The 10,552-nt window shown below is 71.1% G+C and carries 8 protein-coding genes and 2 pseudogenes; 6 read left to right on the top strand and 4 right to left on the bottom strand.

Annotated elements, in window-relative coordinates; genetic code table 11:
• On the top strand, positions 1–328 hold a 328-nt coding region (locus AB8Z75_RS25455; RefSeq protein WP_369205839.1), incomplete at its 5' end, for a transposase.
• Here AB8Z75_RS25455 and AB8Z75_RS25450 read toward each other — a convergent pair.
• Positions 325–1,065, bottom strand: a complete 741-nt coding sequence (locus tag AB8Z75_RS25450; protein ID WP_369205837.1) for a hypothetical protein — start codon at positions 1,063–1,065, stop codon at positions 325–327. The genes AB8Z75_RS25455 and AB8Z75_RS25450 overlap by 4 nt on opposite strands.
• 169 nt (positions 1,066–1,234) lie before the next feature.
• On the opposite strand from AB8Z75_RS25450, the gene AB8Z75_RS25445 reads away from it, so the two are divergent.
• Positions 1,235–2,755 carry a YfcC family protein gene (locus tag AB8Z75_RS25445; RefSeq protein WP_369205835.1) on the top strand — a complete coding sequence of 507 codons (1,521 nt, stop codon included), beginning with the start codon at positions 1,235–1,237 and terminating at the stop codon, positions 2,753–2,755.
• A gap of 74 nt (positions 2,756–2,829) precedes the next feature.
• Positions 2,830–3,501, top strand: coding sequence for a GPP34 family phosphoprotein (locus AB8Z75_RS25440; protein ID WP_369205833.1), 672 nt, complete (start codon positions 2,830–2,832; stop codon positions 3,499–3,501).
• Between the two features lie 105 nt (positions 3,502–3,606).
• Here AB8Z75_RS25440 and AB8Z75_RS25435 read toward each other — a convergent pair whose 3' ends face one another.
• Positions 3,607–4,587, bottom strand: coding sequence for a hypothetical protein (locus tag AB8Z75_RS25435; RefSeq protein ID WP_369205831.1), 981 nt, complete (start codon positions 4,585–4,587; stop codon positions 3,607–3,609).
• Between the two features lie 211 nt (positions 4,588–4,798).
• Positions 4,799–6,427 carry a malate synthase A gene (gene aceB, locus AB8Z75_RS25430; protein ID WP_369205829.1) on the bottom strand — a complete coding sequence of 543 codons (1,629 nt, stop codon included), beginning with the start codon at positions 6,425–6,427 and terminating at the stop codon, positions 4,799–4,801.
• A gap of 307 nt (positions 6,428–6,734) precedes the next feature.
• On the opposite strand from aceB, the pseudogene AB8Z75_RS25425 reads away from it, so the two are divergent.
• Both AB8Z75_RS25425 and AB8Z75_RS25420 read left to right on the top strand, forming a co-directional pair.
• A pseudogene (locus AB8Z75_RS25425) lies at positions 6,735–7,388 on the top strand (AAA family ATPase); the annotation flags it as partial.
• 233 nt (positions 7,389–7,621) lie between these two features.
• Positions 7,622–9,058 carry a sugar porter family MFS transporter gene (locus tag AB8Z75_RS25420; RefSeq protein ID WP_369205827.1) on the top strand — a complete coding sequence of 479 codons (1,437 nt, stop codon included), beginning with the start codon at positions 7,622–7,624 and terminating at the stop codon, positions 9,056–9,058.
• Between the two features lie 118 nt (positions 9,059–9,176).
• Here the strand turns inward: AB8Z75_RS25420 and AB8Z75_RS25415 are convergent, their stop codons facing one another.
• Complete coding sequence (locus AB8Z75_RS25415) at positions 9,177–10,193, bottom strand: LLM class flavin-dependent oxidoreductase (RefSeq protein WP_369205825.1); 1,017 nt, start codon at positions 10,191–10,193, stop codon at positions 9,177–9,179.
• A gap of 105 nt (positions 10,194–10,298) precedes the next feature.
• Between AB8Z75_RS25415 and AB8Z75_RS25410 the strand changes: the two are divergent.
• Positions 10,299–10,552 (top strand): annotated as a pseudogene (locus AB8Z75_RS25410) (signal recognition particle-docking protein FtsY); the annotation flags it as partial.

Genomic DNA, 10,552 nt, shown 5'->3' with positions numbered 1-10,552 from the left:
CCGGGTACGCGGGGACAAGGCTTACTCCAGCCGCGACAACCGCGCTTATCTGCGGCGACGGGGCATCAAAGCGACCATCGCCCAGCCTGATGACCAGCGGGCCAACCGTCGGCGGCAGGGACGGGACGGCGGTCGCCCACCGGCCTTCGACAAGACCCAGTACCGCCGCCGCAGTGCCGTCGAGCGGTGCGTCAACAAGTGGAAGCAGTACCGCGCGGTGGCCAGCCGCTACGACAAGCGCGACTACATCTTCAACGGCACACTCGCCGTCACAGCGATCAACATCTGGCTCCGCGACACCGTCCAAGAGCCATCAGAAACGGCCTAGTCGGCGTCCGCCCGCAGCACGGAGACGTTGCCGCCACCGCTGCGCAGGGTGATCCGGTGCTCCGCCGCGGGGTCGGTGTCCACCGTCACCGTGCGCTTGCCGCCTCCCGTGGTGGCGTCGACGGCGTACGGGCCGCGCGGCAGCCGCACGGTCGCGTTGCCGCCGCCCGTCTCGTAGCGCAGCGTGTCGGGCGCGGTGGCGAAGGTGCCCGTGAGGCTGCCGCCGCCGGTCTCCGCCGCCACCTCGCTCGCCTCGGAGTCCAGCATCCGCACGCTGCCGCCTCCGGAGGTGGCGTGCACAGGCCCCGAGGTGCCGCGCACCACGAGGGAGCCGCCGCCCGTCTTCAGGCGCAGGGGCAGCGAGGCGGGCACGGAGAGGGTGTAGGTGACCTCGCATGCGCCGTCGCCGCCTGAGCAGTCGTCCGCGGTCAGCCTCAGGGTGCCGTCGCTGACGGAGTGTTCGGTGTGCGGCTTGGTCTTCCCGTACGCGGAGTCCTCTGTGACGCCCACGCTCGTGCGCCCGGGCTCGGCGGCCTTGACGGTGATGTCACCCGCGTGCGTGTCGACTTCCAGCGCGTTGATCCGCTCGCCCTTCGCCCCGGCGGTGTACGACCGCGAGGCGTTGTGCGTCTCGGAACCTGCCCAGGAGCACCCTGCCGTGCCCAAAGCGGTGGCGGCGGTGAGGGCGGTGGCGGCGGCGAGAAGCCCTCGGGAGCGGGCGCGGGTGCGTCTGGTCATGCCGACCATCCTGCCGCCAGGCGGGCGCCGGCTGATCATCTCGCGGAACGACGGAACCCTGACCTCACCCTCAGCCAGATCTGCCCGATATAGAGCGTTATGGCCGTTATGCTGCGCTGTGTTTCATCGGGGTGCGTGACACCGACGACGCAGGAAAGGGGCGCGGGGCGTGGGCGGAGCCGAGGACCCTTCGAGGAACGGCAGCCGGGGCTTCACCTTCCCCAGCGCGCTGACGGTCCTGGCGCTGGTCACCCTCCTGGTGTGGGTGCTCGCCTTCTTTATCCCCTCGGGCAGCTACGAGCGCGACGCCGACGGCGCCCCCCAACAGGGCACCTACCACAGGGTGCCGTCCGGACTCGGTTTCCTCGACCGGCTCACCGACCTGTTCCTCTCCCCGGTCAACGGCCTCTACGGCATCCAGGACACCGAGACGGGACAGGTGGCCCCCGACGCCGTGGGCGAACTCTACGGCGCCGCAGGGGTGTTCTGGTTCGTGCTCGCCATCGGCGCCTTCATCACCGTCGTCTTCGCGACCGGCGCCATGGACCGCGGCATCGGCCGCCTCGCCCACCGGCTGCGCGAGCGCGGCACGCTGCTGATCGTCGGCGTGATGCTGCTCTTCTCGCTGCTGGGCACCGTGGAGGGCTTCGCCGAGGAGACGCTCGGCTTCTACGGGCTGGTCGTCCCGCTGATGCTGGCCCTGGGCTACGACCGGATGGTGGCGACCGGCACCATCATCCTCGGCGCCGGGATCGGTGTCCTGTGCTCGACCGTCAACCCGTTCGCCACCGGCGTCGCCTCCTCCGCCGCCGACATCTCCCTCGGCGACGGCATTTCGCTGCGCGCCCTGATGTGGGTGGTGTTGACGACGGTCACCATCGCCTACGTCGTCCGCTACGCGCGCCGCGTGCGGGCCCGGCCCGAGCGCTCGCTGTCCGGCTTCCTGCCCGGCGACCGCGACCAGGCCACGGTGCGCTCCGACGCGGGCGAGCCGCCGCCGCTGACCGGCACGCACAAGGTCGTCCTGGTGACCGTCGTGCTGGTCTTCGCCTTCATGATCTTCTCGGTGATCCCGTGGGCGAGCGCGCTGACCGGCGACGCGGACGCCGCCCCCTACGGCTGGGAACTGGGCTGGTCCTTCCCGCAGCTCGCGGCGCTGTTCCTCTGCGCCGCGATCCTGGTGGGTCTCGTGACGCGGATGGGGGAGCAGCGGTTCACGGCGACGTTCGTGGAGGGCGTCGGCGACTTCGTCTCGCCCGCGCTGGTGATCGTGCTGGCCCGCGGCGTGACGACCCTCATGAACAACGCGAAGGTCACCGACACCGTGCTGCACTCCATCGAGGGCGCCGTCACCGGCGTGCCCTCCGCGCTGTTCAGCATCATGATCTTCGTCGTCAACCTGCCCCTCGCCTTCCTCATCCCCTCCACCTCCGGGCACGCCACCCTCGCCATGCCCATCCTGGCGCCGCTCGCCGACTTCGCGGGCGTCTCCCGCGCGGTCGTCGTCACCGCGTGGCAGGCCGCCAGCGGCTGGATGAACCTGTGGGTCCCCACCACAGCCGTCATCATGGGCGGCATCTCGCTGGCCCGGGTCGGCTACGACCGCTACCTGCGCTTCGCCGCCCCGCTGTTGGGCATCCTCGCGCTCCTGATCGCGGGCTTCGTCGCGCTGGGAGCCGTCTGGACGTAGCCGTGGGTGACGTTTGGGTGTCCGATGGGTGGGCAGCGGAACCTGGAAGAACGGGGATGCACCAAGGGGGACCCATGACCGTCACGTTGGGTGAGGAAATCACGCTGCTCTCGCTGGACGACGACACCGGCACGGCCAAGGACCGTCACGCAGCCGGATGGGCCGTCGCGGGCGGCACGCTGCTGGAGCTGACGCTGGCCGGGCGGGTGGCCGCCACCGAGGGGCGGCTCACCGTCACCGATCCGACGCCGACCGGCGACGCACTGCTGGACGGCCGCCTCGCCGCGATCACCGAGTGGACAGAGCAGGACGACCACGCCAAGGTCGGCGACTGGCTGTCCAAGGACCAGGCCAAGGCCTTCGATGCCGCCGTGGCGAGCCTGTGCGCCCGCGGCATCATCACCGAGGAGAAACACCGCACGCTCGGCATCTTCGTCACCCGCCGCTATCCGGAGGCGGACGGCTCGGTGGAGCGCGAGCTGCGGCACCGGCTGGCGGACGTCGTCCTCGACGGCGCCGAGCCCGACGAGCGCACCACGGGGCTGATCGCGCTCCTGCACGCCTCCAACCTCCACGCCGCGGCCTTCCCCGACGTGGCCCGCAAGCAGGTGTCCCCGCGCATGGAGTCCATCGCCGAGGGCCAGTGGGCGGCGGAGGACGTCCGCAGGGCCTTGCAGGACATGCAGGCGGTCCTCGCCGCCGTCATGGTCTGCACGACCGTGGCCACGACGGTCACGGTCACGTGAGACCGCTCGCCGCGGCCCGCTGTGCGAGCCGCGGCGGGACGGCCGCGCCGATCCGGCCACCGGAGCCCCTGCGGGCCCCTGGCCGCGCCGGTGGTGGCGGCCCGGTCAGTGCGCGCAGAAGCGGGCCGTGCGCAGGGCGCCGCCCGCGTTCTCGTCGTCCGTTCCCAGCGCTCCGGTACGGGATCCCGGCAGGCAGGCCAGGGCCTCGATCTTGTGGTCCGCGAACGTGCCGAGCACGTCGGGTTCCTCGGCGACGTGCAGGGTGACGCCGGAGCGGTGCACCGAGACCGTGCCCGCCGTGTAGACCGCCGAGTCGAACGGTCCGTCGTCGCCCGGGTCAGAGGCGGAGCTGACGAGCAGCGTTCCCGAATCGGTGATCTTGAGGTCGGAGGCGTGCCGTACGTTCTCGGCGGGGTAGGGGGCGCGCAGTTCGTCCCGAGTCACCGCGCCGAAGCCGGTCCGGTGCGCGCCGAGAGAGACCCGCGCGGCGTGGAGGGTGGAGGGCCGCTCGTCCTGGCCGCGGTCGGCCCACACGGCGGCGAGCTTCCCGTGCCGGGAGGTCAGTGCGAAGTCCTCGATGTTCTCGTCCTCGCCGATGTCCGGCAGCGTGAAGGTGTCGCGGACGTGCGCCGTGCCGCCGTCCACGTCGAAGCGGTAGCCCGTGCCCTCGCTGGCCACGGCGACGTACTGACCGCGGTGTCCCGGTACCTCGTCGAGGGATTCGAGGTCCACGGGGACGCTGCCGCCCTGCCAGTCGAGGGGCTGGACGTCGGCTTTCCGGCCGTGCCGGAAGGCGACCTCGGCCAGCCGGTTCTCGCCGGGCTTCTTGTTGTCGCGCACGATGAGCGCGTCGAAGCCGCCGTGACCGTGCCGGTGCGTGACCACCATGCCGCTGACGCCCGAGGTCATGCCCTTCCCGGTGGAGACCCAGTCGTGCCGCGTCGCCGCCCCCGCCGCGGAAGGCGTGGAGGACGCGGAAGCCGCGGAGGGGGTGGTGGCGGCCTGCGTGGGGGCTGCCGTGGTGAGCGCCGCGGCGAGTGCGGCGGATCCGGCGAGGCACGTACGTATCAGTGGCGAGCGCTGCATCTGTCGTCCTTTTCAGTCGTGCGACCTCGCGGAAAATGCGACATCGCGCGTGACGCGCGTAGACGCGAATTGCCGGGACGCTAGTCGCGGAGCCCGGCCGGCGCAACCGCCGCTCAACACTTTGTCAACGTACCGCGACGGGCGGTGACCCGACCGGCAAGGCCGTCCGTCACCGCCCGTCGGTGCCGCCGTGCGAGGCGGCGAAGGCGCCTCAGCCGCGCAGCATCTCGTACGCGGGCGTGGTCAGGAAGTCCTCGTACTTCTCGTCGAGGGCGACCCGCAGCAGCAGGTCGTGGGCCTGCTGCCAGTGGCCGGCCGCGAAGGCCTCCTCGCCGACCTCCGCACGGATCGCGGCGAGTTCGTCCGCGGCGACCTCGCGCGCCAGGTCGGCCGTGACCTGCTGGTCGGTGTCCAGCACGACACCCGCGTTGATCCACTGCCAGATCTGCGAGCGGGAGATCTCCGCGGTGGCCGCGTCCTCCATCAGGTTGAAGATGGCCACCGCGCCAAGGCCGCGCAGCCACGCCTCGATGTAGCGCATGCCGACCTGGACTGCGTTGCGCAGCCCCTCGAACGTGGGCCGGGCCTCCAGCGAGTCGACGGCGATGAGGTCGGCGGCCTTGACGTCGACGTCCTCGCGCAGCCGCTCCTTCTGGTGCGGCCGGTCGCCCAGCACCGCGTCGAACGAGGCCTTGGCGATCGGCACCAGGTCCGGGTGCGCCACCCAGGAGCCGTCGAAGCCGTCGCCGGCCTCCCGGTCCTTGTCGGCGCGGACCTTCTCGAAGGCGACCTCGTTGACCTTCGCGTCCCTGCGGGAGGGGATGAAGGCGGCCATTCCGCCGATGGCGTGTGCACCGCGCTTGTGGCAGGTGCGCACCAGCAGTTCGGTGTAGGCCCGCATGAACGGCGCGGTCATCGTCACCGCGTTGCGGTCCGGCAGCACGAAGCGGGAGCCGGCGTCCCGGAAGTTCTTGACGAGGGAGAAGAGGTAGTCCCAGCGGCCCGCGTTCAGCCCGGCGGCGTGGTCGCGCAGCTCGTAGAGGATCTCCTCCATCTCGTACGCGGCGGTGATCGTCTCGATCAGGACGGTGGCGCGGACGGTGCCCTGCGGGATGCCGCAGTAGTCCTGCGCGAAGACGAACACCTCGTTCCACAGCCGTGCTTCGAGGTGCGACTCGGTCTTGGGCAGGTAGAAGTAGGGGCCCTTGCCCGCGTCGATCAGGCGCTGCGCGTTGTGGAAGAAGTAGAGCCCGAAGTCGACCAGCGCGCCGGGCACCGGCGTGCCGTCGCAGACCAGGTGCGCCTCGTCCATGTGCCAGCCGCGTGGCCGCACGACGACGGTCGCCAGTTCCTCGGCCGGGCGCAGCGCGTAGCTCTTGCCGCTGCGCTCGTCGGTGAAGTCGATGCGCCGCTCGTAGGCGTCGGTCAGGTTGAGCTGACCGCCGATGACGTTCTCCCAGGTGGGAGCGGAGGCGTCCTCGAAGTCGGCGAGCCAGACCTTCGCCCCGGAGTTGAGGGCGTTGATGGTCATCTTGCGGTCGGTGGGCCCGGTGATCTCCACCCGGCGGTCCAGCAGCGCGGGTGGGCAGTCGGCCACCCGCCAGTCGCCCTCGCGCACGTGCGCGGTCTCGGGCAGGAAGTCCAGGGAGGCGGTGCGCGCGGTCTCGGCGCGCTTCTCGGCCCGGCGGGTGAGCAGCTCGTCGCGGCGGTGGGTGAACTCGCGGTGCAGCGCGGCCAGGAACTCCAGCGCGGCGCCGGTCAGCACCTCGTCCTGCCTCGCGGGCCGCTGCCCGGATTCGACACCGACGATTTCCAGCGGAGAGGGCGCTGGTGCGGACATGGTGGGTCACTCCTTCAGACAGCGTGATGTGCGGCCGCCGGGCCTCGGGCGAAGCGGGACGGCACGGGGTGCCGCGTGCCGCGCCGGGCGCGCGGAACGCGGCCATGGCACCTCCGGGACAGGAAGGTGCTTCTGATCAGTGGAGATTAGTTTCCTCATAGTGGAACTTCAAGAGTTTGTTGACGTCGAGATATCTCTCACCTCGATCCGACCCCGGAACCCGCCCCTCCGCTGACCCCGGGTGCCACCCCGCACCCGAGCCATGCGGCCCGGTSCTGCCCGTCGGGGGCGGGGCGGGGAGGCGGTGCCGTTCGTCCGTGCGGAGCAGGAGAAGCGGCTCAAGGCGGCCGAGCGGGCCTACCAGAAGCTGGGCAAGATCAATCCGTTGGCGCTGGAGGAGTTCGCGGCGCTGGAGGAGCGGCACCAGTTCCTGAGCGCGCAGCTGGAGGACCTGAAGAAGACCCGCGCCGACCTGCTGCAGGTCGTCAAAGAGGTGGACGAGCGCGTCGAGCAGGTCTTCACGGAGGCGTACCACGACACCGCCCGCGAGTTCGAGGGCGTCTTTTCTCGGCTGTTCCCGGGTGGCGAGGGGCGGCTGGTGCTCACCGATCCGGACGACATGCTGGCCACCGGCGTGGACGTGGAGGCCAGGCCGCCGGGCAAGAAGGTCAAGCGGCTGTCGCTGCTGTCGGGCGGCGAGCGGTCGCTGACGGCCGTCGCGCTGCTGGTGTCGATCTTCAAGGCCAGGCCGAGCCCCTTCTACGTCATGGACGAGGTCGAGGCGGCGCTGGACGACACCAACCTCCAGCGGCTGATCCGGATCATGGAGGAGCTCAAGGACAGCTCCCAGCTGATCGTGATCACCCACCAGAAGCGCACGATGGAGGTCGCCGACGCGCTCTACGGCGTTTCCATGCAGGGTGACGGCGTCTCGAAGGTCATCAGCCAGCGCCTCACGTGAGGCGGCGGGCGTCCCCCGATAAGGCGACTTCACTTCACAAGCCGAACACGGCCTCGCCTCTCCTGTGCGCAGGGTCGCAGAAGCCGACCTATTGACTTCATGAATTGAAGATTTACAGTCTGAGGTGCCCCCGTGAGCTCGAAGGCGGTCGCGCACGGCGCTAGCCCGTCTTCGACCTTTGGACGGAGGCGTCCCCTCCCGGCACCGTCGCCGGGGTACCTCAGGAGAACAACGTGACCAGCACAGCGCAGGCAGCGCCGCCGCAGACGGCGCCCGGCTCCGGAGGACACACAGCCCCGCTCGGCCGTGTCGTCTTCATCACCGCCGCAGCCGCCATGGGCGGCTTCCTCTTCGGCTACGACAGCTCAGTGATCAACGGAGCGGTGGAGGCGGTCAGGGGGCGTTTCGACGTCGGGTCAGCCCTGCTGGCACAGGTCATCGCGGCCGCCCTGATCGGCAGCGCCATCGGCGCCGCCATAGCCGGCCGGATAGCCGACCGGATCGGCCGCATCCCCGTCATGCGGCTGGCCGCCGTCCTGTTCACCGTCAGCGCCGTCGGCTCGGCCCTCCCGTTCGCGCTGTGGGACCTGGCGCTGTGGCGCGTGCTGGGCGGCATCGCCATCGGCATGGCGTCCGTCATCGGCCCCGCCTACATCGCGGAGGTCTCCCCGCCCGCCTACCGCGGCCGGCTCGCCTCCTTCCAGCAGGGCGCCATCGTGCTGGGCATCGCCGTGTCCCAGCTCGTCAACTGGGGCATCCTCACCGTCGCCGACGGGGACCAGCGCGGCACCCTCGCGGGGCTGGAGGCCTGGCAGTGGATGCTCGGCATCATGGTGATCCCCGCGCTCGCCTACTTCCTGCTCTCCTTCCGCATCCCCGAGTCCCCCCGCTTCCTGATCTCCGTGGGACGTGAGGCCGAGGCCCGCCGCGTGCTGGCCGGCGTCGAGGGCGAGCGCGCCGATCTGGACCAGCGCGTCGACGAAATCGAGACGGCGATGCGCAGCGAGCACAGGTCCTCCTTCCGCGACCTGCTCGGCGGGCGCTTCGGGCTGCTGCCCATCGTGTGGGTCGGCATCGGGCTGTCGGTCTTCCAGCAGCTCGTCGGCATCAACGTCGTCTTCTACTACTCCTCGACGCTGTGGCAGTCGGTGGGCATCGACCCCAGCAGCTCGTTCTTCTACTCCTTCACGACCTCGATCGTGAACATCGTCGGCACCGTCATCGCGATGATCTTCGTCGACCGGATCGGCCGGAAGCCGCTGGCGCTGATCGGTTCGGTGGGCATGACGCTGTCGCTGGCGGCGGTCGCCTGGGCGTTCTCGTACAAGACCGGCTCCGGGGACGACGTCTCGCTGCCCGACACCCAGGGCGTCGTCGCCCTGGTCGGCGCGCACACCTTCACGCTGTTCTTCGCGCTCTCGTGGGGCGTCGTCGTCTGGGTGCTGCTCGGCGAGATCTTCCCCAACAGGATCCGCGCCGCCGCGCTCGGTGTCGCGGCCTCCGCCCAGTGGGTCGCCAACTGGGCCATCACGGCCAGCTTCCCGAGCCTGTCGGAGTGGAACCTGTCCGTCACCTACCTCGTGTACACGGTCTTCGCCCTGCTCTCCATCCCGTTCATCCTCTTGTGGGTGCGCGAGACCAAGGGCAAGGCGTTGGAGGAGATGGGCTAAGTCCCCGCCGCCCACTCCTCGTACGGCGCTGCCCCGGCCCCCTCGCCAGGAGCCGGGGCAGCGGACTGTCCGGCGCCGGTGCGAGGGCGCCGGCCGCGACCGCGCGGCTCGTCCGGCCCTACTCCTCGATCTCCGCGAGCCGGGGGATGACCTCCTCGGCCAGCAGGCGCAGCGAGCGCCGGCCCTCCTCGATCGGCATGCCCCCGCACAGCGGGTGCAGCAGCAGCTGCCGGGCCCCCGCCGGCTGTCCGGCGACCAGCGTCAGACACTGTTCGGGCGTGAGGAACCGGTAGACGCCCTCGGCGCGCAGGTCCTCCACCGTGGTCGCCCGCGCCGTCATCAGCGAGTGCACGTCCGAGGTCTGCCACGAGGCGTACCTGCGGGCTTCGTGGAGGAAGTGCCCGCCCAGCTCGGCCCAGGCCCGGTCGGGGTCGTCGGTCAGATGCACGGCCGGCAGCTCGGGTGGCGGCATCAGGCACAGCGGAGGGTTCCCCGCCTCGGCGCAGCGCTCCTCGTAGTAGCGCGCCAGCTGTGGCAGGTGTGCGGGCAGGAACAACGGCAGCCCCAGCCGTGCGGCGCGGCGCGCCGCCGGGCGCGAACTGCCGCCGACGAACAGGGGCGGGTGCGGACGGGTGTGCGGGCGCGGAGTGACCCGCACGGTGCGGTCGCGGTAGCGGAAAGGCTCGCCCGTCCAGGCGGCCAGCAGCGTCTCCAGCGCCTCGTCCTGCAGCGCGCCGCGCCGCGCGAAGTCCACCCCGAGCGCCTCGTACTCCTGCCTCCTGTAGCCGATGCCCGCCACCGTGACCAGGCGCCCGCCGCTCACCAGGTCGAGGACGGCGATGTCCTCGGCGAGCCGCAGCGGGTCGTACAGCGGCGCCAGGATCGCGCAGGCCGTCACCAGGGTGGTGCGGGTGCGCCCCAGCAGCGCGCCCGCCAGCGCGAGCGGAGCGGGCAGCCAGCCGTCGGGCGAGCCGTGGTGCTCCTCGACGATGAGAGACGTCACACCGTGTTCGTCGGCGTAGGCCGCCATCTCCAGCGCCGCCCGGTAGCGGTCGCCCAGCGGCGGACCGGGCGCCGCGTCCGAACACGCGTCGGGTTGGACGAGATTGAAGCGGACTGTGGTCGTCACGGTCACGTGGGGCTCCCCGGCAGGTGGCACGGTGCGTGACGGACCGTAACCCAGCGCGCGCGAGGAGGGAATGGCCGCGAAGCATTGACGGTGGCGGATACTGGAGCCGCTATGGAAATCGTCATCCTTGTCGTAGTCATCGCTGTGGTCGCGCTCGCCGCGATCAGTGGGCTCGTGGTGACCGGCCGGCGCAAGAAGGCGGCCGAGACCGAGGAGCCCCGCACCCCCGAGAGCACGACCGAAGCGCCCACACGTACCGCCGAGCCGACGGTGGGGGAGGAGGCCGAAGCCCCACCCGAAGGCGCCCGCCGCCCCATCGAGGAGGTCGGCCTCCCCGAAGCGGAGAAGGCCGACCTCCTCGATGG

The sequence above is a fragment of the Streptomyces sp. PU-14G genome, assembly GCF_041028275.1.
GTDB lineage: Bacteria > Actinomycetota > Actinomycetes > Streptomycetales > Streptomycetaceae > Streptomyces.
The sequence above is the reverse complement of the archived record's forward strand: the minus strand, read 5'-3'. Positions and strand labels throughout refer to the sequence as shown.

Bases quoted from the DNA above. Each gene is read 5' to 3' on its own strand.
- AB8Z75_RS25450 (WP_369205837.1), bottom strand. From the start codon at position 1,065: ATGACCAGACGCACCCGCGCCCGCTCCCGAGGGCTTCTCGCCGCCGCC.
- AB8Z75_RS25440 (WP_369205833.1), top strand. From the start codon at position 2,830: ATGACCGTCACGTTGGGTGAGGAAATCACGCTGCTCTCGCTGGACGAC.
- AB8Z75_RS25435 (WP_369205831.1), bottom strand. From the start codon at position 4,587: ATGCAGCGCTCGCCACTGATACGTACGTGCCTCGCCGGATCCGCCGCA.
- aceB (WP_369205829.1), bottom strand. From the start codon at position 6,427: ATGTCCGCACCAGCGCCCTCTCCGCTGGAAATCGTCGGTGTCGAATCC.